We start from the raw sequence: 25,402 nt of genomic DNA, 5'->3' as shown, positions 1-25,402 counted from the left end.
CTGTGTGTACGAGTGAGGCCCTGACTGGGCGCTCACGTGGCGGTGTCGCCGGGCGTATCCGGCCGGGGGTCGTTCCCCGGCCGGGGCAGGCCGCCCGTCGCTCCAGATGTCGTGTCCTGTTGAGCGGTCCCCTCGGCGGCGGAACCTCTGAGGTCCCGCCCCGCCCGCTCGCTCTCGATGAGCTCGTTCAGCCAGCGCACTTCGCGCTCCACGGACTCCATTCCGTGGCGCTGCAGCTCAAGCGTGTAGTCGTCGAGTCGCTCCCGGGTGCGGGCCAGTGAGGCCCGCATCTTCTCCAGGCGCTCCTCCAGCCGGCTGCGCCGGCCCTCGAGCACGCGCATGCGTACGTCTCGCGACGTCTGCCCGAAGAACGCGAAGCGAGCGGCGAAGGTCTCGTCGTCGTACGCGTCCGGGCCTGTCTGGGAGAGGAGCTGCTCGAAATGTTCCTTACCGTCGGCCGTCAACCGGTAGACGATCTTGGCGCGGCGTCCCGTGAGGGAAGCGGCGGCCTCGCCGACGTTCCCCGGTTCCTCGATCAACCAGCCGTTGGCGACCAGCGTCTTGAGGCAGGGATAGAGCGTCCCGTAGCTGAACGCCCGGAACACACCCAGTGACGTGTTGAGCCGTTTACGCAGCTCATAGCCGTGCATCGGGGACTCGCGGAGCAGGCCGAGTACGGCGAACTCGAGGATGCCGGATCTCCGGCTCATCGTCGCCTCCTCTCGCCCTTATGCCGCGCTGATGTATCGAGTCGATACATCAGCACGATAGAACGAGCTTCTGCGTGCGACAAGAGGGGAACTGGTGAACGGGATCACATCAGGGTTTCATCGCGAGCAAGTTGCCTGATTTGAGGTGAACTTCGGGCCGCGGGGGTTTTGACGGTGCGTAGTGTGTGCGCCATGCAAACCACCGGGAACCGAGTGACGTCCGGGGGCGTCCCTGTCCCCGGTGCAGTACGGGTGAATGCGGAAGGGGCCGCATCCGTACTTCGGGGGGACCGGAAACCAGCCGCCTTTACCAGGCGCGCAAAGGTGCGCCTGCCCGAGGAGTAGTCGTTCGATGAGCGAGCACCGTCGCAAACCGCCGCAGCCGCAGGGAGGCGGACGTGCCGCGGCCCGACGCGGTCAGTCCGGCTCGTCCTCCGGCCGCCGTGCGGCACCGCGAGGCGCCACAGGGTCGCCGTCCGGCTCGTACGGTCCGGAGAACGAGGAGCGTGCGTACGGGAGCCGCGCCGAAGCCCGGCGCGCGGCACAGCGGAACGGGGGCGGCCGTCGCAGAGCGGCCGAGCCGGGCCGCGGCGGCCGGCGGGGAGCACCCGACGGCGCGGCAGGACCCGGGCGGGGCCGGGCCGCGGCGCCCGGCAAGAAGCGCATGATCGACTACCCGCGCCACAACAAGGACGGGTGGCAGCGCTGGGTGCCCTCCTGGAGACTCGTCTCCGGGCTGTGCATCGCGTTCTTCGGGTGCCTGGTCGGCGCCGCCGGCCTCGCGTACGCCATGGTGAGCGTCCCCGTCATCGACGAGAGCGCCACCGCGCAGAACAACGTCTACTACTGGGCGGACAACACCCAGATGGTGGCCACGGGCGGTGACCGCAACCGCCAGAGCGTCAATCTCTCGCAGATTCCCAAGGCGATGCGCTACGCCGTGATCTCGCAGGAGAACAAGACGTTCTACTCCGACAGCGGCATCGACCCCAAGGGCATCGCCCGCGCCGTGTTCAACATGGCCAAGGGCGGGGACACCCAGGGTGGCTCCACCATCACCCAGCAGTACGTCAAGAACGCGATGCTGAACGACCAGTCGCAGACGATCTCCCGCAAGGTCAAGGAGATCTTCGTCTCGATCAAGGTCGGCGCCGAGGAGCCGAAGGACAAGATCCTCGAGGGCTACCTGAACTCCGCCTACTACGGCCGCGGTGCCTACGGCATCCAGGCGGCCGCTCGGGCGTACTTCAACGTCGATGCCGTCGACCTCAACCCGGGACAGTGCGCGTTCCTGTCGGCGGTGCTCAAGGGCGCCACCTACTACGACCCGGCGGGCTCGATCGCGATCGACCCGGCGGCCACGCCCGAGGCGAACAAGAAGCGGGCCCACGCCCAGATGCAGGACACCCTCGACAAGATGGTCGAGTACGGGCATCTGAGCCAGGCGGACCGGGGCAAGTACACCGAACTCCCCACCACGCAGAACCCGCAGTCGAACGCGAAGCTGGGCGGCCAGATCGGCTACCTCGTCAGGCTCGCCAAGGCCTCCGTGGTCAGGAGCGGCGCGGTGACGGAGCAGCAGCTGGAAAAGGGCGGCTACTCGATCTACACGACCTTCGACAAGAAGAAGGTCGACGAGATGGAGAAGGCGGTCCAGAAGGTCTACAAGGAGAAGATCGACCCCAAGAAGCGGCCCGAGAAGGACACGCACGTCCAGTTCGGCGGGGCGTCCATCGACACCAAGACCGGGGCCATCAAGGCCATCTACGGTGGCCAGGACGCGACCAAGCACTTCACCAACAACGCCGACGTGACCGGTGCCCAGGTCGGTTCGACGTTCAAGCCGTTCGTGCTCGCGGCTGCGATGAAGTGGGGCGTGCGCGACCCGGACCTCGGCGAGGTCCAGGCCCAGGACGAGCGCACCGTCGTCTCCCCCAAGAGCCTCTACAGCGGCAAGAACGACCTGAAGATCAATAACTATGACGGGTCGATCTGGGAGAACGAGAAGGGCGAGCAGTGGCGTCAGGAGAACGACGGTCAGGACGACGTCGGTAACCCGCCGGACTACAAGATCGACCTTCGTGAGGCGATGCGGGAGTCGGTGAACTCCGCCTTCGTGCAGCTCGGCATGGACGTGGGCCTGGACAAGGTGAAGGAGTCCGCCGAGGACGCGGGCCTCCTGGAGGACAGCCTGGCCGGCGCCGGCTACCCGTCGTTCTCCATCGGTGTCTCGGACCCCAGCGCCATCCGCATGGCCGGCGCGTACGCCACCTTCGCCGACAGCGGCAAGCAGCGCGAGCCGTACTCCGTCACGAAGGTGACGAGCAAGGACGGCACCCTCTACACGCACAAGGTCGAGGAGAAGCAGGCGTTCACGGCGAAGGTCGCGGACAACGTGACGGACGTCCTGAAGACCGTCGTCGAGAAGGGAACGGGCACCAACGCCCAGCTGCCGGGACGTGACGTGGCCGGTAAGACCGGTACCACCGACGGCAACAAGTCCGCCTGGTTCGTCGGCTACACCCCGCAGCTGTCGACCGCGATCAGCATGTACCGCTACCCGGACGACGAGACCATCAAGAACCGCACGTTCCTGGAGATGTACGGAACCGGTGGCGAGAAGAAGATCCACGGTGCGTCCTTCCCGTCCACGATCTGGCAGGACTACATGTCGGACGCGGTCAAGGGCATGAAGGCGGAGAAGTTCCCGAAGCCGGAGCCCATCGGCGAGGTCATCAACGACGCCCCGTCGCCGACTCCGACTCCCTCCCCCTCTCCGTCCGCTTCCGAGACCGAGGAAGTCAGCCCGTCGCCGAATCCGTCGCCCAGCGAGACGCCGACCAGTCCCTCACCTCCCGCGCCGACCGAGTCGTGCGAATTCTGGGACATCAACTGCAACAACGGGAACAACGGGGGCAATGGCAACGGAGGGACCGGGCCGGGCGGCTCGGAGGAGAGTGAGTCGCCTTCTCCCTCGGCCACCGAGACAGAGGGAGAGGGCGACAGCAGCGGAAACACTCGTGGAAACACCATCTGGGGTACGAACGGCTAGCCGAAGCGTCCCGAGTAGGGGTGTTTCACGTGAAACACCCGCAAGTTCCACGTGAAACAGGGGCCGCCGCATCCGCGAGGGTGCGGCGGCCCCGTCGTGTTCTCAGTCCCGTACGGCAGGATGTGCCCCATGCCCAGTGCAGAATCGACGCCAGCGAGCGTGCACGAGCCGGACCCGGTGCGGCCGACCAGGGAGGACACGGTCGCCGCAGCCGGCAGCGAGCTGATCGGCGGCCCGCTGGGACGACGTGCCCTGCTCGGTACGTCCTGGTGGACCCCCGTCCGGGTGATCGCGCTCGTGGCGATCGGCATGTTCGCCCTAGGACTGGTCCAGAAGGCACCCTGCTACAACGGGGCCTGGTTCTTCGGAGCCAGTTCCCAGTACACGCACGCGTGCTACTCGGACATCCCGCATCTCTACCAGGGCCGCGGTTTCGTCGACGGGCTCGTGCCGTACTTCGACAAGCTCCCCGGCGACATGGAGTACCTGGAGTACCCCGTACTGACCGGCCTGTTCATGGAGGTCGCGTCCTGGCTCACGCCGGGCAGCGGCAGCATCCAGCACCAGGAACAGTGGTACTGGATGGTCAATGCCGGGATGCTCATGGTCTGTGCGGCCGTGATCGCCGTCTGTGTGACCCGTACGCACACCCGACGCCCCTGGGACGGTCTGCTGGTCGCCCTGGCCCCCGCCTTCGCGCTGACCGCCACCGTCAACTGGGACCTGCTGGCCGTCGCCCTGACGGCCGCCGCCGTCCTCATGTGGTCCCGGGAGCGTCCGCTGGCCTTCGGCGTGCTGCTGGGCCTGGCCACGGCCGCCAAGCTCTACCCCTTCCTCATCCTCGGGCCCCTGCTCGTCCTGTGCTGGCGTGCGGGCAAATGGCGGGCGTTCGCAACGGCGCTGGGGGGTGCGGCCGTCGCCTGGCTGGTGGTGAACCTGCCGGTGATGCTCTACGCCTTCGACGGCTGGTCGAAGTTCTACACGTTCAGCCAGGAACGGGGCGTGGACTTCGGGTCCTTCTGGCTGATCCTCGTCCAGAACTCCGACAACCCGCCGAGCACCGAGACCGTCAACACCCTCGCCACGCTTCTGATGCTGCTGTGCTGCGGTGCCGTCGCGGCGCTCACGCTGACCGCCCCCCGGCGCCCGCGGTTCGCCCAGCTCGCCTTCCTGATCGTCGCGGCGTTCATCCTCACCAACAAGGTCTACTCACCGCAGTACGTGCTCTGGCTGGTACCGCTGGCCGCGCTGGCCCGGCCGAAGTGGCGGGACTTCCTGATCTGGCAGGCGTGCGAGGTCGCCTACTTCCTCGGTATCTGGATGTACCTCGCGTACACGACCAGCGGCGACGCCCACAAGGGACTGCCCACCGACGGCTACCACTGGGCCATCGGCCTGCACCTGCTGGGAACGCTGTTCCTCTGCGCCATGGTCGTACGCGACATCCTGATGCCGGACCGGGACCCGGTCCGGCGGACGGGTGACGACGACCCGTCGGGCGGTGTGCTGGACGGCGCGGAGGACGTCTTCGTCCTGGGCCCCGCGGCTCGGGCCGAGCGGCCCACGGCCCACTTCGAGGGTCCCCAGGTGCACTGGGGCAAGGGCCGGCAGCCGAACGGTTCGAGCTGAGCGAACGTGTGAAGGGCCGTGCACGAGGTTCACGAAGACGTCGTGCACGGCCCTCTCACCGGCGGAACCTGCTCGCTAGCGATCGAGGATGCGGTCGAACTGCGTGGTGGTGTGCCGAAGGTGGGCCACCAGTTCGTCACCCACCTGGGGCTCCGACGCGTCCGAGGGAACGAACAGGATCGACACCTGCATGTGCGGCGGCTCCGCGAACCAACGCTGCTTGCCGCTCCACACGAACGGCGAGAGATTCCGGTTGACCGTGGCGAGACCGGCCCGGGCGACCCCCTTGGCACGCGGCATGACGCCGTGCAGCGCCTTCGGAGCCTCCAGCCCCACCCCGTGCGACGTACCGCCCGCCACGACCACCAGGAAGCCGTCCGAGGCGGCCTTCTGCTGCCGGTAGCCGAAACGCTCGCCCTTGGCGACGCGCGTGACGTCCAGGACCGCCCCCCGGTACTCGGTGGCCTCGTGGTCCCCCAGCCACAGCCGGGTGCCGATCCGGGCGCGGAAGCGGGTCTGCGGGAACTGCTGCTGGAGCCGGGCCAGTTCGTCGGCCTTGAGATGGCTGACGAACATGGTGTGCAGCGGCAGCCGGGCCGCGCGCAGCCGGTCCATCCAGCCGATGACCTCCTCGACGGCGTCCGAGCCGTCGGTACGGTCCAGAGGCAGGTGGATGGCGAAGCCCTCCAGCCGGACGTTCTCTATGGCGGCGTGCAACTGCGGCAGGTCCTGCTCGCTGATGCCGTGCCGCTTCATCGAGGACATCACCTCGATCACCACGCGCGCGCCCACCAGGCCGTACACCCCGTCGATGGACGACACCGAGCGCACGACCCGGTCGGGCAGCGGAACAGGCTCCTCACCGCGTCGGTACGGCGTGAGGACCAGCAGGTCGCCGCCGAAGAAGTCCTTGATCCGGGCGGCCTCGTAGGTGGTGCCGACGGCCAGCACGTCCGAGCCCAGCCGCGTGGCCTCCTCCGCCAGCCGCTCGTGACCGAATCCGTAGCCGTTGCCCTTGCAGACCGGGACCAGTCCGGGGAACTGCTCCTGCACGTGCTTGTGGTGCGCCCGCCAGCGCGCGGTGTCGACGTAGAGCGTGAGCGCCATGGCCGGACCTGGAACCTTTCTCGTGGCTGTCAGAGGTGCGGATCGGGGATGGGCGGTGCGGTCAGCGGCGCGACATGTAGATGTCGAGCGCCTTGTGGAGCAGCTTGTTCAGCGGGAAGTCCCACTCGCCGAGGTACTCGGCCGCCTGACCGCCCGTACCCACCTTGAACTGGATCAGGCCGAAAAGGTGGTCGCTCTCGTCCAGCGAGTCGGAGATGCCCCGCAGGTCGTAGACGGTGGCGCCGAGCGCGTAGGAGTCGCGGAGCATGGCCCACTGCATGGCGTTCGACGGCCGGACCTCGCGGCCGATGTTGTCGGAGGCGCCGTAGGAGTACCAGACGTGTCCGCCGACGACCAGCATGGTCGCCGCCGACAGGTTGACCCCGTTGTGCCGGGCGAAGTACAGCCGCATGCGGTTCGGGTCCTCGTTGTTGAGGGCCGCCCACATGCGCTGGAAGTACGACAGCGGGCGCGGCCGGAAGTGGTCGCGCACGGCCGTGATCTCGTACAGGCGCTGCCACTCCTCCAGGTCGTGGTAGCCGCCCTGGACGACCTCGACACCGGCCTTCTCGGCCTTCTTGATGTTGCGGCGCCACAGCTGGTTGAAGTTCTTGTGGACCTCTTCCAGGGAGCGGTTGGCCAGCGGCACCTGGAAGACGTAACGGGGCTGCACGTCACCGAAGCCGGCGCCGCCGTCCTCGCCCTGCTGCCAGCCCATGCGGCGCAGCTTGTCGGCCACTTCGAACGCGCGCGGCTCGATGTGGTCCGCCTCTATGTCCCGCAGTCGCTTGACGTCCGGGTCCTGGATGCCCTTCTTGATCGACGTCGCGTCCCAGCGCCGGATGATCACCGGCGGGCCCATCTTCACGGAGAAGGCGCCCTGCTGCTTGAGGTGCGCCAGCATCGGCTCCATCCAGTCCTGGAGATTCGGCGCGAACCAGTTGATGACCGGGCCCTCGGGGAGGTACGCGAGGTAGCGCTTGATCTTGGGCAGCTGCCGGTACAGGACGAGACCCACACCGACCAGCTCACCGGTCCGGTCGTCGAACCAGCCGAGGTTCTCCGAGCGCCATTCCGCCTTGACGTCCGCCCATGCCGGGACCTGCATGTGACTCGCCGCCGGCAGGCTCTGGATGTAGGCCAGATGCTGCTCGCGACTGATGGTCCTCAGGGTCAGGCTCATTCGGGGCGCTCCTCGGGCTGGTGTGTCCCCATGGGTACAGGGGCTCCGGCTCTCGCGCGAAGCCTACTGCGCCCTGTGAGCGCCCCGTCCGGCGTACGGCTGGAAGGGCTTGTGCGGCGGGCGGCCGCCGCAAGGCATCAGCCGACGGGCATCAGCCGATGAGCCCGCCGTGGTAGATGCCGAAGAACAGCCCGAGTGCGGAGGCGCCGAGTCCGAGTACCAGGCCGAAGCGCTCCCGTGTCGTCTCGGACACGTACTGGCCGTACCCGCCGGTCAGGACACCGAGCAGCCCTGCCCAGGAGGTCAGGACGTGCAGTCCCCGGAAGCTCGCGGTGGCCAGGGCGAGCACCCCGAGGACCAGGGTCACGGCCAGCAGTGAGTCCTGGAGGGGGTGTCGCTTGCCGTCGGTGGCCAGCAGGCCGGTCCGGGGCCTGGCGGGTCGCATGATCTGTGCCATGGAGAACCTCCTGCCGAAGGCAGTGTGTTTTAGCCCTCACATCCCTGACTACCGATTGTGTCCCCGCGGGGCCGGATTTCAACCGCAAGGCGACGGCCGGGTACGCTGTACCTTCCGCACCGGTGTCTGTTGCCGGCCCCGGCCGGGCCACCTCCTCGGAGGAGGCCCGATTGTCAGTGGGTCCTGGTTTACTCGTTGATGCCGGTGCGAACGCATCGCAACCCTCCTGCCACGGAACGACCGTGGCCGCTGAGTCCAAAGGAGGTGGGTTCCACATGCGTCACTACGAGGTGATGGTCATCCTCGACCCCGATCTCGAGGAGCGCTCTGTCTCCCCGCTGATCGAGAACTTCCTCTCTGTCGTCCGTGACGGCGGCGGAAAGGTCGAGAAGGTCGACACCTGGGGCCGTCGTCGTCTCTCGTACGAGATCAAGAAGAAGCCCGAGGGCATCTACTCGGTCATCGACCTGCAGGCCGAGCCTGCGGTCGTCAAGGAGCTCGACCGCCAGATGAACCTGAACGAGTCGGTCCTCCGGACCAAGGTCCTCCGTCCCGAGATGCACTGAGCCTTCCCGCTCAGCTGATCCCGGGATTCGAGTAGCAGCAACCAAGCAGCCAGAGCAGCAAACCCGCCGAGAGGTTCCCCATGGCAGGCGAGACCGTCATCACGGTCGTCGGCAATCTTGTCGACGACCCCGAGCTGCGCTTCACCCCGTCCGGTGCGGCCGTCGCGAAGTTCCGCGTCGCGTCGACTCCCCGCACCTTCGACCGCCAGACGAACGAGTGGAAGGACGGCGAGAGCCTCTTCCTGACCTGCTCGGTCTGGCGTCAGGCGGCGGAGAACGTCGCCGAGTCGCTCCAGCGAGGCATGCGCGTCATCGTGCAGGGCCGGCTGAAGCAGCGGTCCTACGAGGACCGTGAGGGCGTCAAGCGCACGGTCTACGAGCTGGACGTCGACGAGGTCGGCGCCAGCCTGCGCAGCGCCACGGCCAAGGTCACCAAGACCTCGGGCCAGGGCCGCGGCGGCCAGGGCGGTTACGGCGGCGGTGGCGGCCAGGGTGGCGGCGGCTGGGGCGGCGGCCCCGGTGGCGGCCAGCAGGGCGGCGGCGCGCCGGCCGACGACCCCTGGGCGACCGGCGGTGCTCCCGCCGGTGGTCAGCAGGGCGGTGGCGGCCAGGGTGGCGGCGGCTGGGGCGGCGGCTCCGGCGGCGGTGGCGGCTACTCGGACGAGCCCCCCTTCTAAGGGGACGGGCTCTACCCACACTTCTTGATCACACAGGAGAAACATCATGGCTAAGCCGCCTGTGCGCAAGCCGAAGAAGAAGGTCTGCGCATTCTGCAAGGACAAGGTCACGTACGTGGACTACAAGGACACGAACATGCTGCGGAAGTTCATTTCCGACCGCGGCAAGATCCGTGCCCGCCGCGTGACCGGCAACTGCACCCAGCACCAGCGTGACGTCGCCACAGCCGTGAAGAACAGCCGTGAGATGGCGCTGCTGCCCTACACCTCCACCGCGCGATAAGGGAAGGGTGACCGAAACATGAAGATCATCCTCACCCACGAGGTCACCGGCCTCGGTGCCGCGGGCGACGTCGTCGACGTCAAGGACGGTTACGCTCGCAACTACCTGATCCCGCGGAAGTTCGCGATCCGCTGGACCAAGGGTGGCGAGAAGGACGTCGAGCAGATCCGTCGTGCTCGCAAGATCCACGAGATCCAGACCATCGAGCAGGCCAACCAGGTGAAGGCCCAGCTCGAGGGTGTGAAGGTCCGTCTGGCCGTCCGCTCCGGCGACGCCGGTCGTCTCTTCGGCTCCGTCACCCCGGCCGACGTCGCTTCGGCGATCAAGGCCGCCGGTGGCCCCGAGGTCGACAAGCGCCGCATCGAGCTGGGTGCGCCGATCAAGACCCTGGGCGCCCACGAGACGTCCGTGCGTCTGCACCCCGAGGTTGACGCCAAGGTCAGCGTCGAGGTCGTCGCTGCCTGAGCACTGCTCTCGCTGAAGCGATGAGAGGGGCCGCATCTCCCGTCGGGGGATGCGGCCCCTCTTCGTGACCGTGCTCGAAGCCGTGTTTCACGTGAAACGGTCAGCGCGTCGCCCCGGTGACGATCCAGCGCCCCGATCGGGTACGCAGCCACAGCGTCACCAGACGCATCGCCATCATCAGCGTCATGGCCGCCCACAGGGCGGTGAGCCCACCGCCGAGGGTCGGGACGAGAAGCGCCGCGGGCGTGAAGACCGCCAGAGTGAGCAGCATGGCCCAGGCAAGGTAGGGACCGTCGCCCGCACCCATGAGGACCCCGTCCAGGACGTAGACCACACCGCAGAGGGGTTGTGCGACGGCCACGATCACCAGTGCGGGCAGCGCGGCGTCCTTGACCATGGAGTCGCCGGTGAACAGGGGCAGGAACACCGGGCGGGACAGCACCACGAGCAGACCCAGTACGACCCCGACCGCGACGCCCCACTCCACCATCCTGCGACACGCTTCGCGCGCGCCCTGGGCGTCGTCCGCGCCCAGATAGCGCCCGATGATGGCCTGCCCCGCGATGGCGATGGCGTCGAGGGCGAACGCGAGCAGGCTCCACAGGGACAGGACGATCTGATGTGCGGCGATGTCGGCGTCGCCGAGGCGGGCAGCCACGGCCGTCGCGATCATGAGGATCGCCCGCAGGGAGAGCGTGCGCACGAGCAGCGGCATCCCGGCCTGAGCGGAAGCCCGGATGCCGGCCAGGTCCGGGCGCAGGGAGGCACCGTGTCGTCGGGCTCCCCGGACGACCACCCACAGGTAGACCGCGGCCATGCCGCACTGGGCGATGACGGTGCCCCAGGCGGAGCCCGCGATGCCGAGTCCGGCGCCGTAGACGAGCAGGACGTTGAGGACGGCGTTGGCGATGAAGCCGGCCACGGCCACATAGAGCGGGGTTCGGGTGTTCTGCAGTCCCCTCAGGACACCGGTCGAAGCCAGCACGACGAGCATGGCGGGGATGCCGAGGGAGGAAATCCGCAGATAGGTGGTGGCGTAGGGGGCCGCGGTGTCGGATGCGCCGAAAAGCTCCACGAGGGAGGGGGCCGCGGGCAGAAAGACCGCGATGACGGCGGCGCCGAGCAGCAGTGCCAACCAGATGCCGTCCATGCCCTGACGGATCGCTGCCTGCAGGTCACCCGCGCCGACGCGGCGCGAGACGGCCGCGGTGGTGGCGTAGGCGAGGAAGACGAAGACGCTGACGGCCGTGGTGAGCAGGGCCGAGGCGATGCCGAGTCCGGCGAGCTGAGCGGTTCCGAGATGGCCGACGATGGCGCTGTCGGCCATGACGAAGAGGGGCTCGGCGACGAGCGCGCCGAAGGCCGGAACGGCCAGCGCGACGATCTCTCGGTCGTGCCGGCGCCGGACGGTCCGGGTGCGCGCGGGGGCCTGTGTCATGAGCACCAATCTAATCGTCCACAGGTAAGAGATGCAAAGCTTTGGCGACCCTTACGTCCGGTCTCGAACCGTGTACTTCTGGGTACCGTTCGAAGTGATCTTGGTCCGACTGGGAAAGTTTTTCTTCTGCACAGGCGGTGGACGGTAAAGGCGCAGTTCAAAGAGGGTTCTCGGGTCGCGGTGCGGGCTTGTTCACAGGGCTGTCCACCGGGTCGTGCACAGGTTTCGCGGAGTTCTCCACAGCATCTGGCCGGTCGTCCACATGGCCTGTGGATAACCAGATTGGCTGACGGTGCCCGCAGGCCTACGGTTATCCGGCGCCCGCTCCGTCCGTCGGCCGGTGAACCCTCACAAAACCGACGCGCCAGAACCGGAGTTGGGCGTCCTATTTGTCAGTGCCGTGCCGTAGAAATGAGAGGCACGGCGAGGTCCGCTCGGCGGACGGGAGGAGGTGGCTCGGTGAGCATTTCCGAGCCCTTGGACGACCCGTGGGCCGACAGCGGACCCAGTGATCGTCTGCCTGCTTCCCGCCGTCGCAGCGAGGGCGGCCGCGGCCGGGACGAGCAGCACGAGCGCGGCCCGGACAGCGGATGGGACGGTGGCGGCGCCTCCTTCGAGCGGGTACCGCCGCAGGACCTGGACGCCGAGCAGTCCGTCCTCGGCGGGATGCTCCTGTCCAAGGACGCCATCGCCGACGTCGTGGAGATCCTCAAGGGCCACGACTTCTACAAGCCGGCCCACGAGACGGTCTACCAGGCCATCCTCGACGTCTACGCAAAGGGCGAGCCGGCCGACCCCATCACGATCGCCGCGGAACTCACCAAGCGCGGGGAGATCAACAAGGTCGGCGGCGCCTCGTACCTGCACACCCTCGTCCAGACCGTGCCGACGGCCGCGAATGCCGCGTACTACGCGGAGATCGTGCACGAGCGGGCGGTGCTGCGCCGCCTGGTCGAGGCCGGCACCCGGATCACACAGATGGGATACGCGGCCGACGACGACGTCGACGAGATCGTCAACCGCGCCCAGGCCGAGATCTACGCCGTCACCGAGCAGCGCACCAGCGAGGACTACCTGCCGCTCGGCGACATCATGGAAGGCGCGCTGGACGAGATCGAGGCCATCGGATCACGCAGCGGCGAGATGACCGGTGTGCCGACGGGCTTCACGGACTTCGATTCGCTGACCAACGGCCTTCACCCCGGGCAGATGATCGTCATCGCCGCACGTCCCGCGATGGGCAAGTCGACCCTGGCGCTGGACTTCGCGCGGGCCGCCTCGATCAAGAACAACCTGCCGAGCGTCATCTTCTCCCTCGAAATGGGGCGCAACGAGATCGCCATGCGACTGCTGTCCGCCGAGGCCCGCGTCGCGCTGCACCACATGCGGTCGGGCACGATGACGGACGACGACTGGACCCGGCTGGCGCGCCGGATGCCCGACGTTTCGGCCGCCCCGCTCTACATCGACGACTCCCCCAACCTGTCGATGATGGAGATCCGCGCCAAGTGCCGTCGCCTCAAACAGCGCAACGACCTCAAGCTGGTCATCATCGACTACCTCCAGCTGATGCAGTCCGGCGGTTCGAAGCGCGCCGAGAGCCGGCAGCAGGAGGTCTCGGACATGTCCCGAAACCTCAAGCTGCTGGCGAAGGAGCTGGAGATCCCGGTCATCGCGCTCTCCCAGCTGAACCGTGGTCCAGAGCAGCGCACCGACAAGAAGCCCATGGTCTCCGACCTGCGTGAGTCCGGTTCGATCGAGCAGGACGCCGACATGGTCATCCTGCTGCACCGCGAGGACGCCTATGAGAAGGAGTCACCTCGCGCGGGCGAGGCAGACCTGATCGTGGCCAAGCACCGTAACGGTCCGACGGCGACGATCACGGTCGCCTTCCAGGGCCACTACTCGCGTTTCGTGGACATGGCACAGACCTGACGGCGGCCTGTGCAGGGTCTCGGATTCCGCGGCACGCTCGCTCTGAGCGGGGCCGTGTCACATTCCGGAGAGCCGTGTCGTCGTACCCATGGCGGGACGGTGTCGTTAGTGCACCGAGCTCGAGGCCATGAGGAGGAAAGCGATGAGTGACTTTCAGGCCATCTCGGATCGCGTCGAGATCGAGGCGATCCGCGGTGAGTTCACCGACGCGGCGATGATGCGCGACTACGACCGTCTCGCTTTGCTGTTCACACCGGACGGCGCGCTGCGGATGCCCAATATCCCCGTTGAGCTCGAAGGCCAGGAGGCGATCCGCGGCTGGGGGAGGCGGGTGCCGGACGTTGTGGACTTCCTCGTGCAGAACACGCACCCGGGCGTGATCCAGCTTGACGGCGACACCGCGTCCGGCCGTGCGTACATGTCAGAGATCGGGCGTGGCCGCGACGGCCGCGGGGGGCTGAACTACGCCATCTACCATGACCGTTACCAGCGCACCGGCGAGGGCTGGAAGTTCGCCGAGCGCGTCTACGAGATCCGGTACGAAGACACCTCGCCGCTGGCCGGCTCGCCGCCCCGGCCGGCTGAGGACGCGTGACCCGCCGACCTGGCACCCCAGCGGCCGGAACTGCACGGCCCGATTGGGGCGCCGTTCTTCCCGCAGCGGACGGAGCCACGGGGAAATCGGCTCGACGTGCGGTGTCCCGGCAGGTGGACTGGGCACATGACGACACCTCAAGGAGAGCTGCTCCCCACCACCCGGCGGGCGCTGACGCACCGGGTCGCCGTGGCCCAGGCGGAAGGGCGTACGCCGTCGCTCGTCACCGCGGTGGTCCGGGGCGGGCGGGCCGTGTGGCACGGTGCGCGGACCTCGATCGACGGGCACGGCCCGGACGAGAACGTGCAGTACCGGATCGGCTCGATCACCAAGACGTTCACCGCCGTCCTCGTCCTGCGGCTGCGCGACGAGGGCGTGCTCGACCTCGGGGATTCGCTGGAGAAGCACCTGCCGGGCACCGGGGCGGGGGAGGCGACGATCGCCGAACTGCTCGCACACTCGGGCGGGCTGGCCGCCGAGTCACCGGCGCCCTGGTGGGAGCGGACACCGGGCTCGCTGCGCCCCGAACTCGCCGATGTGCTGGGCAAACAGCCGCTGCTGCACCCGGTGGGCCGTCGGCACCACTACTCCAACCCCGGCTACACGCTTCTCGGGGCGCTGGTCGAGAAGCTGCGCGGCGCTCCGTGGGAAGTGGTGCTGCAGCGGGAGGTGCTGGACCCGCTGGGGCTGCGGCGTACGGGCACCCGGCCCAGCGCCCCGCATGCCGGTGGCTGGGCGGTGCATCCATGGGCCGATGTGATGCTTGCCGAGCCTGTCGAGGACCTCGGGCGGATGGCCCCGGCCGGACAGCTCTGGTCCACCACCGGGGACCTGGCGCGGTTCGCCGTCTTCCTGACCCTGGGGGACGACCAGGTGCTCGGAGCGGAGACCGTGCGGGAGATGCGGGCGCCCGCCGCCCCGGCCGAGGCCGCGGATGTGGTGGACGGCGCTGCCTACGGACTGGGGCTGCAGATCCAGCATCGGGACGGGCGGCTGCTCGTCGGGCATTCCGGATCCCTGCCGGGCTTCCTGGCCAACCTCACCATCGGCGTGGAGGACGACGTGGCCGCGGTGGTTCTGACCAACTGCACCTCGGGGCCCCTGCTCGCCGGGGTCGGAGCCGACCTCGTGCGCATTGTCGCCGAGGCGGAGCCCCGGATTCCCGAGCCGTGGCGTCCACTGCGTGAGGTCGACTCCTCCGTGCTGGAGTTGGCGGGGCAGTGGTACTGGGGGACGCACGCCTTCGCGCTGCGGCTGACGCCCGACGGAGGGGTCTCGCTGGGGCCGCTGTCCGGCCAGGGGCGCCGCTCACGGTTCCGGGCGAATGGTGACGGCAGCTGGACGGGACTGGAGGGGTATTACGCGGGGGAGTCGCTGCGTGCGGTGAGGCGTCCGGACGGCACCGTCAGCCATCTGGATCTCGGGTCGTTCGTCTTCACGCGTCAGCCTTACGACGAGGGCGCCTCGGTGCCGGGTGGAGTGGACCCGGAGGGGTGGCGGGGGATCGGCTAGCAGCCGTCCGTGCAGAAGCGGCCCTGTTTCACGTGAAACAGGGCCGCGCACCATCGAGAGCGTCTGACGGGAGCCCGTGCACTCAGAGCTGGAGTTTGAAGCCCGTGTGCGAGGCCTCGAAGCCGAGTCGCCCGTAGAAGCGGTGGGCGTCTGTACGGGTCTTGTCGGAGGTGAGCTGCACCAGGTGGCAGCTCTGCCGCCGGGACTCGTCGATGGCCCACTCGATCAGCTGTGTGCCCAGTCCGCTGCCGCGTTCGTCACGGTGGATGCGTACCCCTTCGACGATCGAACGGGTGGCGCCGCGCCGGGACAGTCCGGGGACGATCGTCAGCTGGAGCGTGCCGACGACACGACCGTCACGGACGGCCACCACCAGATGCTGGTTCGGATCAACCCTGAGGCGTTCGAAGGCGGCCAGGTACGGGCCCAGGTCGTCCGGGAATTCGCGCCGTGAGCCCAGCGGGTCGTCAGCGAGCATCGCGACGACCGCCGGGATGTCCTCGGCGGTGGTGGGGCGTATTTCGAGATCTCCCATGCCTGCACTCTAGAACCGGGCCGGCACTGGTTGTCCGGACGTCCCTAGGCGGGTACCGGTGCCTTCAGGGTCTCCACGGCCCGGACCAGCGGGGCCAGATCGGGGTTCGCCGCCGCCTCGTCGAGGGCCTCGCGCAGGGCGGCGTCATTGGTGGGCCGCGCCTCGTCGAGCAGCTGCAGGCCCGCCGTGGTGACGTTGGTGTAGATGCCGCGCCGGTCGGTGGGGCACAGGTAGCGCTCGAGCAGGCCACGGTCCTCGAGCCGGGTGACCAGCCGGGTGGTCGCGCTCTGACTGAGGACGACGGCGTCGGCGACCTGCTTCATCTGCAGATGCCCCCCGTCGCCGTCGTGCTGGCGGCTGAGCACGTCGAGCAGGGAGTACTCGCGGACGCTCAGGTCGTGCCCGGTCTGCAGAGCGCGCTCGATGTGTGCCTCGATCCTCCCGTGCAGCAGGGAGAGGGTGCACCAGCCCTGGGAGAGGGCGGTGAGCGCGGGGTCCGTCGCTGTCATGTGGATCCTCCGTCCAGGGCGGCTGAGACCAGGGTAGACCAGTCACGCGATTGTCGGCGCTTACATATTGCCCGCGCGTGCAATTACTAGAGGCGAACCACGGGCGTCCCGCCGCAGTCAGCCCGCCGCCACCGTCAGCGGCGCGAAGCGCCGGGTCCAGTCGCCGGGCAGCTCGGTGATTCCGTAGGTCATGACCGCGTTGGGGGCGATGCTGGAGAGGCCGCGCTCCTTCACCCACGCCAGCAGCTCCTCGTGCCGTACGTCGATGTCCGTGCGCAGCGGTCGGTCGGTGCGGGCGGCGAGAGAGCCGATCAGGGCCTTGGCCGTCTCGGTGTCACGGGCGATCAGTGGGCCCACCACGTGGGTGTCCATGTTCGGCCAGGCCGCGGCGTACCCGATGATCCGGCCGTCCTCCTCGGCGACACGCAACTGGTCGGCGAAGGCGGGCAGCCGCGTGACGATCGGGGTGCGGTCCGCACCGAAGACCTCCTCGTCGAGCCGGAGGACCGCGGCGAGGTCCTCGGCGGTGGCCGTGCGGGTGACGGTCTTCGGTTCCGCCCCGCCCGGGACGAAACGGCCACGCACCATCTCCGCCCCGCCCGTCACCTTGAAACCGAGCTCCTCGTAGAGCGGCCGCCCGTACGGCGTCGCGTGCAGGGTCAGCGGAAGGGCGCCCAGCTCGGAGACGATGTGACGCATCAGACGCCGTCCGACGCCCTGGCGCGCGTGCCGCTCGGCGACCAGCACCATGCCGATGGCGGCGAGCGAGGGACGTTCCTGCGGTCCGTACTCGGTGACGGTGCAGGCGGCGACGAGACCGCCGCCGGGGTCGTCGATGCCGTACCCCTTTCCGGCGGTGAGGAGGAACCCCCACTTGTGCTCCTCACGCGGCCACCCCCGGTCCTCGGACAGGTCGGCGCAGGCGGTGAGATCGCGGAGCGTCAGACGGCGGATCGGAGCAGAGGCGAGGAAAGGTGTCGGCACGCAGGTCAGGCTGTCCGACGCCGGCCTCTCCCGTCCACCTCTTTCCGGTGGAACCTGCGAGCTTTCGGCCAAGTCGGTTCAGCCGAGGTCGGGGGCGTGCAGGGCACGCACACCCTCGATGTTGCCGTCCAAGTAGTGCCGCAGGGACAGCGGTACGAGGTGGACGGAGGCGATCCCGACCCGGGTGAACGGCACCCTGACGATCTCGTACTCACCGGCCGGCTCATCGACCTCGGGGCCGTGCCGCAGGGACGGATCCATGGATTCCAGGTGGCAGACGAAGAAGTGCTGCACCTTCACGCCGGTCGCGCCACCGTCCTCACCGATGTGCTCGACGGTGTCGACGAAGCAGGGCACCACGTCGCTGATCTTGGCGCCGAGTTCCTCGTACACCTCACGGTGCAGGGCGTCCACGACGCTGGTGTCGTCCGGCTCGACCCCGCCGCCGGGAGTGACCCAGTAGGGGTCGACGCCGGGCTTGGTCCGCTTGATCAGGATCAGGTGGTCGCCGTCCAGCAGGACGGCGCGAGCGGTGCGCTTGACCACGGGTCGGACGGTCATGGGAGAAATGTGGCCCGGCTGGTTCCACGTGAAACATCCTGAGACGCGACCGGTTCGTGAGTCCGGCGGCTCAGTTCCAGTCGGCGGCCGCGCGCAGCAACCACTCGTGGGCGCGGGCGATGTGCGGCATCGCCAACGTGCCGGTGCGTACCACCAGGAAATACGTCCGCAGCGGCGGCACCGGCGGATCGTGCAGGGCGACGACGTCACCGCGCTCCAGCGCCTCCGCGCACAGATAGCGGGGCAGGACGGCGAGCCCCGCGCCCGCGACCGCACAGGCGAGAACGGCACGCAGGTCGGGGGCGACGACCGTGGCCGGGGAGGCCGGACGGGCGTCGAAGACGGAGGCCCAGTAACGGGCGACGAAGGGCAGTGACTCGTGCACTTCGACCACGGGGACGTGCTTCAGGGCGGAAGCATCGGTGTCGCGGACCTTTTCGACGCCCGCGCGCTCTGCCCAGTGCGGCGTGGCGACCAGGATGTGCTCTTCGTCGCAGAGCGGAGTCGCGGTGAGCAGCGCCCCGCGTGGACGAGCCGTGCCGATGGCCAGATCGTGATGCCCGGCCGCCAGGCCCTCCAGGGTCTCCTCGGCGTTCCCGAACGAGGCGCGCAGGGCGAAGGCGTGGCCGTCCTCACCGGTGAGCTCGCCGAGCGCGGGCAGCGCCCGTTCGGCGGTGAACTCGGGCGGTCCGGCCAGGTGCAGGGTCCGCAGGGAGGAGTCGTCCTCCAGCCCGGTCTCGGCGATCTCCACCAGGGCGTCTAGATGCGGTGCGGCCTTGTGGGCGAGTTCGTCGCCGATGGTCGTCGGGGTCACGCCGCGGGCCTGTCGAAGGAACAGCGGGCGGCCGAGCTGACGCTCCAGCGTGCGGATCTGCGAGGTGACGGCGGGCTGCGAGAGGCCGAGCAGAGCAGCCGCGCGGGTGAAGGAACCGGCCCGGTGCACGGTGACGAAGGTGCGGAGCAAGGCCAGATCCACGGAAAATCCGCCCCTCTTCTGTTCTTCTCCAGCCCCCGCCCGCGCCCAACTATAAATAAGTCGATAGGTCTGTGTCGCTAGGGTGATTGGACGCTGACACTGAGTCAACTAGCCTTGTGCGCGCGGTTCTTCGCGCGCGGAACCGGAGGACGGTCCGAGCCACGAGGGGGGAGGCTCGGACCGTCCGTCGACGTCATTCCGTCGTTTCGTCCAGCGCGCGCAGCAGATCCGCCAGCAGGTCGTCGGGGTCCTCCGCGCCGACGGAGAGCCGGATGAAGCCCTCCGGCACCGCGTCGCCGCCCCAGCGCCCGCGCCGCTCCGCCGTGGACCGCACCCCGCCGAAGCTCGTCGCGCCCTCGACGAGGCGCAGCGCGTCGAGGAAGCGATCGGCACGCGCGCGCGAGGGCAGCGTGAAGGAGACGACACAGCCGTAGCGCAGCATCTGCTGCGAGGCGACCTTGTGGGACGGGTCGTCGGGCAGCCCGGGGTAGCGCAGGCCGGTGATCTCGGGCCGGGTGCGGAGGGCTTCGGCCACCTTGAGCGCGGTGGAGTCCTGCCGGTCCACGCGCAGCTGGAGGGTGGCGATCGAGCGGTGCGCGAGCCAGGCCTCCATGGGGCCGGGAATCGCACCGACGATCTTGCGCCAGCGCCGAACCGCGGCCATCGCCCCGGCGTCGCGGCCGGCCACGTAGCCCAGCAGGACGTCTCCGTGGCCGGTGAGCTGCTTGGTTCCGCTGGCCACCGAGAAGTCCGCGCCGAGCTCCAGCGGGCGCTGCCCGAGCGGGGTGGCGAGGGTGTTGTCGACGGCGACCAGGGCGCCGCGCGCGTGCGCCGCCTCGACGAGCCGCCGTACGTCGCACACGTCGAGCCCCGGGTTCGACGGCGTCTCGATCCACAGCAGCTTCGCCCCGTCCAGGACGTCGAGCTGGGCGTCCCGGCCGGTCGGCGCGGTGCGCACCTCGATGCCGTACGCCTCCAGCTGCGCGCGGACCAGCGGCAGCGCCTGGTAGCCGTCGTCGGGCAGGACGGCCGTGTCGCCGGCACGCAGCTGCGAGAAGAGCACCGAGGAGATCGCGGCCATGCCCGAGGCGAAGACGAGTGTCTCCACGCCGGCCTCTCCGGGCGCCTCCAGCTCGCCGATGGCGCTCTCGAGGCGGGTCCAGGTCGGGTTCTCGTCGCGGCCGTAGGTGTACGGCCCGGTCGGGTCCCCCGGCAGGTGAAAGTGGGCGGCGAACACCGGGCCCGGCAGGGTGGGCTCGTGCTTGACCGGTTCGGGCAGCCCGGCCCGCACCGCGCGTGTGCCGTCGCCGGGAGCGGAAGCGGATCTCTCCGCGCCCGTACCGGCGCTGTCGTTCGTAGCGGAATCGCTCATGCCGCCCGTCCTTCCACTTGCTCGCGTACCGCGGCGAGCAGTCCGGTACTCGCCGCCTCCACCATCTCAAGGCATTCCTCGAAGCCGTCCAGGCCTCCGTAGTACGGGTCCGGGACGTCCAGGTCGCCGCCCTCGGCAGCGGGGTCGTAGGACCGCAGCAGACGCACCTTGGCCGCGTCCCGCTCCGTGGGGGCGAGGCGCCGCAGGGCTCGCAGATGACCGGCGTCGAGGGCGACGACCAGGTCGAGACGGGAGAACCAGGACTGCTGGAACTGCCGGGCCGTGTGGTCGAGGTCGTAACCGTGGTCCGCCAGCACGGCCCCGGTGCGCGGGTCCGCGCCCTCTCCCTCGTGCCAGCCGCCGGTACCGGCGCTGTCGGCCTCGACGAGGTCGCCGAGTCCGGCGTCCGCCACGCGCGCGTGGAAGACGGCCTCGGCCATCGGGGAGCGGCAGATGTTGCCCGTGCACACGAAACAGACGCGGTAGGTCATCGGGCTCAGTCCCCGTCGGGCAGGAACGCGTTGAGGGCCCAGGAGACGACCGAGACGATCAGGCCGCCCAGCACGGCGGTCCAGAACCCGTCCACGTGGAAGCTCAGGTCGAGCTTGTCGGCCACCCACGACGTGAGCAGCAGCATCAGCGCGTTCACCACCAGCGTGAACAGGCCGAGGGTCAGGATGAACAGCGGGAAGGTCAGCACCTGCACGATCGGCTTCACGACCATGTTGACCAGGCCGAACACCAGGGCGACCACGATCAGCGTGAGAGCCTTCTCCCCGGTGCTGCCCCCGGTCAGGGTGATTTTGTCGAGCAGCCACACGGCGACGGCGAGGGCGCCGGCGTTGGCGATCGTCTTGACTAGGAAATTCTTCATGTGTCTGATCGTGGCAGACGCGATCGGACACGAACGGGGCGGACGAGGCGATGAAGGCATTCCGGCTGGACGAACTGGAGGCGGAACGCGCCGCCAACGACGGTGCCTACCTGCAGTTCCTGCGGGAGCGGAACATGTCGGTCGGTCTGTACGCCCTCGACGCGGGCACGACCGACCCGCAGAAGCCGCATGCGCAGGACGAGGTGTACTTCGTGGTGAGCGGACGGGCCGCGATCACCGTGGGCATGGAGACCACCGAGGTCGCCCGCGGCAGTGTGGTCTACGTGCCGGCCGGGGTCGCCCACAAGTTCCATCACATCAGCGAGGACCTGCGGGTCCTGGTGGTGTTCTCTCCGCCGGAGAGCTGAGACGCGACCCCGGGGTTCCCTAGGGGATCGGTCAGGGGGAGACAAGGGGTGCGGGGCCCCTGCCGTGGCGCTCGCGGCTCTAGCATCGAGGGCAGGACATCAAAGGATTCCCAGGATTCCCCGAAAGGTGAGGCAAGGGCGATGCGAGAGATCTTCACGGGACTGCCGTGGTGGGTGAAGTGGATCGCGGTGCCGGTCATCGCCCTGGTCGTGTTCGGCGGGCTGATCGCCAGCGTGGTCGGGTTCGTGGTCGGACTGCTGTTCAAGCTGCTGGTCTTCGTCGCGCTCGTCGGCGGACTGATCTACGTCGTACGCAAGTTCATGTCGAGCTCGTCGTCGCGCAGCGACTGGTGAGAGACGTGGGGCACCGGTGGCGGTAACAGGAACCACCGGTTCCCTCGGGCGAGGGAAGTTTCCCGGACGGACCGTCGGTGAGCGGTGACCGACGGTTAGAGTCCGGAACTCCACGCGGGGGCGACTCCGCGAACGGCGTGCACCCCCACTCGTGTTCGCCGCACGGGCTGCCACCTCGCGTTCCGGGAGTGACCCTTGGCCACGGCTGACACCGCATTCGCTCAGCTGCACGCCCTTCCCGTGCAGCCCTGCCCGACGTCCCGGACGCGCCCCGCGCCGGCCGCCGCCGACCCGCCGTCCGCGACTCTGATCGGCTCCGTGCAGCGGGCGATGCGCCTGCTCGAGCGCGTCGCGGAGCACGAGTACGGGGCCCCCGCCAAACAGCTGGCCCGCGAGACGGGGCTGGCGCTGCCCACGGCGTACCACCTGCTGCGCACCCTGGTGCACGAGGGCTATCTGCGCCGGGAGAAGGGGCTGTTCTTCCTCGGTGAGGCCGCCGAGCGGCTGAGCAGCAGCGGGGCCGAGCAGAAACGTCGCAGCACGGTGGTCGACACCATGGCGCGCTGGCGCGACGCGATCGGCGTCCCCGTGTACTACGCCATGTACCGGGACGGCGAGATCGAGGTCATGTGCGTCTCCGACACCCCGGGCACTCCGGCGGTCGAGGAATGGGCGGACTTCCGGGAGACGGGACACGCACACGCCATCGGGCAGTGCCTGCTGTCCCAACTGGACGACGACGCGCGCCGCGACCACCTGGAGCGCTACCCCGTGCAGCCCCTCACGCCGTACACGGTGCGTGACGGCCACAGTCTCCTGAAGCGGCTGGAACGCATGCGCCGGATGGCGCCGGTGACCGAGCGCCAGGAGTACGCACTGGGGACGGTCTGCGCGGCGATCCCGATCACCGTCGGCACCACGGCCGCCACGATGGCCATCTCGCTGCCCCTCCATCAGGCGGACCGTTTACTCCCCGCGGCTCAGCGGTTGCAGAACGAGGTGGGGCGGCGTCTGGGGTCGCTCGCGCTCTCTATCAGTATCTGAAAACTCACTCCTTGTGATCTGGTGTGTACGTTGAGCAAGATGCCACCAGTGTTAGAGGTTTGATTCCCGGACAGTCGACGGCGAATGACGGGGTAGGCGAATGGGCGAGTCCGTACAGGCAGAGGTCATGATGAGCTTTCTCGTGTCCGAGGAGCTCTCATTCCGCATCCCGGTGGAGTTGCGCTACGAGACCCGGGATCCCTATGCCGTACGCCTGACCTTTCATCTGCCCGGAGACGCGCCGGTGACCTGGGCCTTCGGCCGGGAGCTGCTGGTCGACGGGGTGGGCCGGCCGTGCGGCGACGGTGACGTGCGCATCGCACCGGTGGAGCCCGAGCCGCTGGCCGAGGTGCTGATCCGCCTTCAGGTCGGCAGCGACCAGGCACTCTTCCGTTCCTCCGCCGCGCCCCTGGTGGCCTTCCTCGACCGCACCGACAAGCTGGTGCCGCTGGGCCAGGAGGGCGCGCTCGCCGACTTCGACAGCCACCTCGACGAGGCTCTGGACCGCATCCTGGCGGAGGAACAGAGCGCGGGCTGAACCGTTCCGGCAGCCATGCGGTCGCTGGCGTAACGCTTCGCCGGACGCGTCAGCGCTTGCGGCGACGGCCCCGCCCGCCACGGGCCGGGGTACTGGCCCCGCCACCCGCCGTCGCCGCCTGGGCCGGTCGTTCGGCCGGCCGGTCCGCCGACACGACCAGGGCGGCGAGGGCCGTGGTGACCGGCACGGAGGCCACCAGCCCGATCGAGCCGACCAGCGTCCGCACGATCTCCTCCGCCACCAGCTCGCTGTTGGCGACCGTCCCCACACCGCTCTGCGCGATCGAGAACAGCAGCAGCAGGGGCAGCGCAGCGCCCGCGTAGGCGAGGACGAGCGTGTTCACCACCGAGGCGATGTGGTCGCGGCCGATGCGGATGCCCGCGCGGTACAGACCGCGCCAGCCCATCGTCGGGTTGGCCTCGTGCAGTTCCCACACCGCCGAGGTCTGGGTGACCGTCACGTCGTCCAGGACACCGAGCGAACCGATGATGACCCCGGCGAGCAGCAGGCCGCTCATGTCGATGGACGGGTACAGGCCGTGAATGAGGCCGGTGTTGTCGTCCGTGTTGCCGGTGAGCGCGGCCCAGCCGATGAAGAGCGACCCGAGTACGCCGATCAGCAGTAGCGAGATCAGAGTGCCGAGCACCGCCACGGATGTGCGGGCCGACAGCCCGTGGCACAGGTACAACGCGATCAGCATGATGGCGCTGGACCCGATCACCGCCACGACCAGGGGGTTGGAGCCCTGCAGGATGGCGGGCAGGATGAAGAAGTTCAGCAGCAGGAAGCTGATGGCCAGCGAGACCAACGCCATGAGCCCGCGCAGCCGTCCGACGACCACGACGGCGAGGGCGAAGATGCCGGCGAGCAGGGCCAGGGGGAGCCGGCGGTTGATGTCGGTCACCGAGTACTGCAGGTCCTTCGGCGCGGAGGGCTCGTAGGCGACCACCACCTTCTGGCCCTCGTGCAACTGCCGTGACTGGTCCGGCTGCACGATCTCGTCGAACGTGCGGCCCTTGTCGTCGCCGGTGTCGACGCGGATGGTCGCCCGCTTGCAGTCGCCGTTCGCCTGCTGCACCGCGGAGGAACCCTCGGCGGTGGATGTGTCGCCGGTCGGGACACCGCCCGAGGCGTTGACGGACTGGCAGCTCAGTTCGACCACCTTGGTGACGGTGGCCTGCTGCGTCTGCCGGTCGAAGCCGACGCCGGTGCGCTCGTGCGCCGGTGCGCCGCCCGGCCACAGCACCGCGAGCCCGACCAGGACGGCCGCGGTGAAGGGGATGAGGATCGCGGCGATGACCTTCCGCAGATGCCGGGAGACGGGAGCCGCCGGTCCGTGCCCGTGCGAGTGCCCGTGCCCGCCGCCTACACCGTGCCCGCCGCCCTCACCGTGCCCACCGCCCGTGCCGTGTCCGCCGCCCGCACCGTGCCCACCGCTCGCACCGTGCCCATGGTCCGCATCGTGTCCGTAACCCGTCTCATGTCTGCCGGCGTTCGCGGCGGCGGCGACGCCGGGGACGTGGCCGACTGTCCGGCCGTCGCCCTCTTCGGCGTTCGGTCCGCGGCGGGGCCGGCGCGGTGGAAAGGAGGGGGGCTGCGGTGTGGTCACCGCCCGATCATCGCAAGAACGAGGGGGGCCCTCTGTTCACCGCGCCCGAATGGGCGCTAGCGTGGAGGC

General features: G+C 69.0%; 27 protein-coding genes. 13 read left to right on the top strand and 14 right to left on the bottom strand.

Features of this window, described 5'->3' with window-relative positions; translation table 11 throughout:
* Nucleotides 1–32: 32 nt before the first annotated feature.
* A complete protein-coding gene (locus tag ACH4D3_RS27115; RefSeq protein ID WP_385358589.1) occupies nt 33–710 on the bottom strand; it encodes a helix-turn-helix transcriptional regulator in 678 nt (225 codons plus the stop codon).
* A gap of 664 nt (nt 711–1,374) precedes the next feature.
* Between ACH4D3_RS27115 and ACH4D3_RS27110 the strand changes: the two genes are divergently transcribed.
* Both ACH4D3_RS27110 and ACH4D3_RS27105 read left to right on the top strand, forming a co-directional pair.
* Entirely contained in the window at nt 1,375–3,762 is a 2,388-nt protein-coding gene (locus tag ACH4D3_RS27110) for a transglycosylase domain-containing protein (RefSeq protein ID WP_398326890.1), read from the top strand.
* A 120-nt stretch (nt 3,763–3,882) separates the two neighbouring features.
* Entirely contained in the window at nt 3,883–5,391 is a 1,509-nt protein-coding gene (locus ACH4D3_RS27105; RefSeq protein WP_398327073.1) for a glycosyltransferase family 87 protein, read from the top strand.
* 75 nt (nt 5,392–5,466) lie between these two features.
* On the opposite strand, the gene ACH4D3_RS27100 is transcribed toward ACH4D3_RS27105, so the two are convergent.
* From ACH4D3_RS27100 to ACH4D3_RS27090, 3 genes are all read right to left on the bottom strand, one after another.
* On the bottom strand, nt 5,467–6,498 hold the full coding sequence (locus tag ACH4D3_RS27100; RefSeq protein ID WP_003975028.1) for an alanine racemase: 1,032 nt from the start codon (nt 6,496–6,498) through the stop codon (nt 5,467–5,469).
* Between the two features lie 61 nt (nt 6,499–6,559).
* Nucleotides 6,560–7,681, bottom strand: coding sequence for a peptidoglycan bridge formation glycyltransferase FemX (gene femX, locus ACH4D3_RS27095; RefSeq protein ID WP_003975027.1), 1,122 nt, complete (start codon nt 7,679–7,681; stop codon nt 6,560–6,562).
* A gap of 151 nt (nt 7,682–7,832) precedes the next feature.
* Nucleotides 7,833–8,138, bottom strand: a complete 306-nt coding sequence (locus ACH4D3_RS27090; protein ID WP_385358583.1) for a hypothetical protein — start codon at nt 8,136–8,138, stop codon at nt 7,833–7,835.
* A 275-nt stretch (nt 8,139–8,413) separates the two neighbouring features.
* On the opposite strand from ACH4D3_RS27090, the gene rpsF reads away from it, so the two are divergent.
* The 4 genes from rpsF (at nt 8,414) to rplI (ending at nt 10,129) form a co-directional block, all read left to right on the top strand.
* Nucleotides 8,414–8,704, top strand: a complete 291-nt coding sequence (gene rpsF, locus ACH4D3_RS27085; protein WP_003975025.1) for a 30S ribosomal protein S6 — start codon at nt 8,414–8,416, stop codon at nt 8,702–8,704.
* Nucleotides 8,705–8,784: 80 nt separating this feature from the next.
* Nucleotides 8,785–9,381: a single-stranded DNA-binding protein gene (locus ACH4D3_RS27080; protein WP_109029143.1), complete on the top strand. Its 597-nt coding sequence runs from the start codon at nt 8,785–8,787 to the stop codon at nt 9,379–9,381.
* A gap of 46 nt (nt 9,382–9,427) precedes the next feature.
* A complete protein-coding gene (gene rpsR / locus ACH4D3_RS27075; RefSeq protein WP_003949403.1) occupies nt 9,428–9,664 on the top strand; it encodes a 30S ribosomal protein S18 in 237 nt (78 codons plus the stop codon).
* An 18-nt stretch (nt 9,665–9,682) separates the two neighbouring features.
* Nucleotides 9,683–10,129: a 50S ribosomal protein L9 gene (gene rplI, locus ACH4D3_RS27070; protein ID WP_388526493.1), complete on the top strand. Its 447-nt coding sequence runs from the start codon at nt 9,683–9,685 to the stop codon at nt 10,127–10,129.
* Between the two features lie 100 nt (nt 10,130–10,229).
* Here the strand turns inward: rplI and ACH4D3_RS27065 are convergent, their stop codons facing one another.
* Entirely contained in the window at nt 10,230–11,567 is a 1,338-nt protein-coding gene (locus ACH4D3_RS27065; RefSeq protein ID WP_398326885.1) for an MATE family efflux transporter, read from the bottom strand.
* 459 nt (nt 11,568–12,026) lie between these two features.
* Between ACH4D3_RS27065 and dnaB the strand changes: the two genes are divergently transcribed.
* From dnaB to ACH4D3_RS27050, 3 genes are all read left to right on the top strand, one after another.
* Nucleotides 12,027–13,502, top strand: coding sequence for a replicative DNA helicase (gene dnaB, locus ACH4D3_RS27060; RefSeq protein WP_385358579.1), 1,476 nt, complete (start codon nt 12,027–12,029; stop codon nt 13,500–13,502).
* Nucleotides 13,503–13,644: 142 nt separating this feature from the next.
* Nucleotides 13,645–14,097, top strand: a complete 453-nt coding sequence (locus ACH4D3_RS27055) for a nuclear transport factor 2 family protein (RefSeq protein ID WP_398326881.1) — start codon at nt 13,645–13,647, stop codon at nt 14,095–14,097.
* Between the two features lie 126 nt (nt 14,098–14,223).
* The gene (locus ACH4D3_RS27050) at nt 14,224–15,609 is read left to right on the top strand and encodes a serine hydrolase domain-containing protein (RefSeq protein ID WP_398326878.1); all 1,386 of its coding nucleotides are present in this window, start codon (nt 14,224–14,226) and stop codon (nt 15,607–15,609) included.
* Between the two features lie 82 nt (nt 15,610–15,691).
* Here ACH4D3_RS27050 and ACH4D3_RS27045 read toward each other — a convergent pair whose 3' ends face one another.
* From ACH4D3_RS27045 to ACH4D3_RS27010, 8 genes are all read right to left on the bottom strand, one after another.
* Nucleotides 15,692–16,144: a GNAT family N-acetyltransferase gene (locus tag ACH4D3_RS27045; RefSeq protein ID WP_398326875.1), complete on the bottom strand. Its 453-nt coding sequence runs from the start codon at nt 16,142–16,144 to the stop codon at nt 15,692–15,694.
* Between the two features lie 44 nt (nt 16,145–16,188).
* Nucleotides 16,189–16,653 carry a MarR family winged helix-turn-helix transcriptional regulator gene (locus ACH4D3_RS27040; RefSeq protein WP_398326872.1) on the bottom strand — a complete coding sequence of 155 codons (465 nt, stop codon included), beginning with the start codon at nt 16,651–16,653 and terminating at the stop codon, nt 16,189–16,191.
* 117 nt (nt 16,654–16,770) lie between these two features.
* A complete protein-coding gene (locus ACH4D3_RS27035) occupies nt 16,771–17,637 on the bottom strand; it encodes a GNAT family N-acetyltransferase (RefSeq protein ID WP_398326869.1) in 867 nt (288 codons plus the stop codon).
* A 78-nt stretch (nt 17,638–17,715) separates the two neighbouring features.
* On the bottom strand, nt 17,716–18,198 hold the full coding sequence (locus ACH4D3_RS27030) for an NUDIX domain-containing protein (RefSeq protein ID WP_398326866.1): 483 nt from the start codon (nt 18,196–18,198) through the stop codon (nt 17,716–17,718).
* Nucleotides 18,199–18,268: 70 nt separating this feature from the next.
* Nucleotides 18,269–19,174: a LysR family transcriptional regulator gene (locus ACH4D3_RS27025; RefSeq protein ID WP_398326863.1), complete on the bottom strand. Its 906-nt coding sequence runs from the start codon at nt 19,172–19,174 to the stop codon at nt 18,269–18,271.
* Nucleotides 19,175–19,367: 193 nt separating this feature from the next.
* Entirely contained in the window at nt 19,368–20,546 is a 1,179-nt protein-coding gene (locus ACH4D3_RS27020; RefSeq protein WP_398326860.1) for a cystathionine gamma-lyase, read from the bottom strand.
* A complete protein-coding gene (locus tag ACH4D3_RS27015) occupies nt 20,543–21,037 on the bottom strand; it encodes a low molecular weight protein-tyrosine-phosphatase (RefSeq protein ID WP_398326857.1) in 495 nt (164 codons plus the stop codon). Before ACH4D3_RS27015 ends, ACH4D3_RS27020 begins: the two co-directional genes overlap by 4 nt.
* Before the next feature lie 5 nt (nt 21,038–21,042).
* A complete protein-coding gene (locus tag ACH4D3_RS27010; protein ID WP_385358559.1) occupies nt 21,043–21,420 on the bottom strand; it encodes a phage holin family protein in 378 nt (125 codons plus the stop codon).
* A gap of 50 nt (nt 21,421–21,470) precedes the next feature.
* Between ACH4D3_RS27010 and ACH4D3_RS27005 the strand changes: the two genes are divergently transcribed.
* From ACH4D3_RS27005 to ACH4D3_RS26990, 4 genes are all read left to right on the top strand, one after another.
* A complete protein-coding gene (locus ACH4D3_RS27005) occupies nt 21,471–21,788 on the top strand; it encodes a cupin domain-containing protein (RefSeq protein WP_398326853.1) in 318 nt (105 codons plus the stop codon).
* A gap of 141 nt (nt 21,789–21,929) precedes the next feature.
* Entirely contained in the window at nt 21,930–22,142 is a 213-nt protein-coding gene (locus ACH4D3_RS27000) for a DUF5326 family protein (protein ID WP_003975008.1), read from the top strand.
* Nucleotides 22,143–22,460: 318 nt separating this feature from the next.
* Nucleotides 22,461–23,186 (top strand): IclR family transcriptional regulator, encoded by a 726-nt coding sequence (locus ACH4D3_RS26995; RefSeq protein ID WP_398327070.1) that lies wholly within the window; start codon nt 22,461–22,463, stop codon nt 23,184–23,186.
* Between the two features lie 100 nt (nt 23,187–23,286).
* A complete protein-coding gene (locus ACH4D3_RS26990; protein ID WP_003975006.1) occupies nt 23,287–23,724 on the top strand; it encodes an SsgA family sporulation/cell division regulator in 438 nt (145 codons plus the stop codon).
* Between the two features lie 49 nt (nt 23,725–23,773).
* Here the strand turns inward: ACH4D3_RS26990 and ACH4D3_RS26985 are convergent, their stop codons facing one another.
* Nucleotides 23,774–25,333: a YibE/F family protein gene (locus ACH4D3_RS26985; RefSeq protein WP_398326849.1), complete on the bottom strand. Its 1,560-nt coding sequence runs from the start codon at nt 25,331–25,333 to the stop codon at nt 23,774–23,776.
* Nucleotides 25,334–25,402 lie beyond the last annotated feature (69 nt).

The organism is Streptomyces sp. NPDC018026 (genome assembly GCF_044327745.1).
Lineage (GTDB): Bacteria > Actinomycetota > Actinomycetes > Streptomycetales > Streptomycetaceae > Streptomyces > Streptomyces rubrogriseus.
This window is presented reverse-complemented; position numbering and strand designations above follow the sequence as displayed.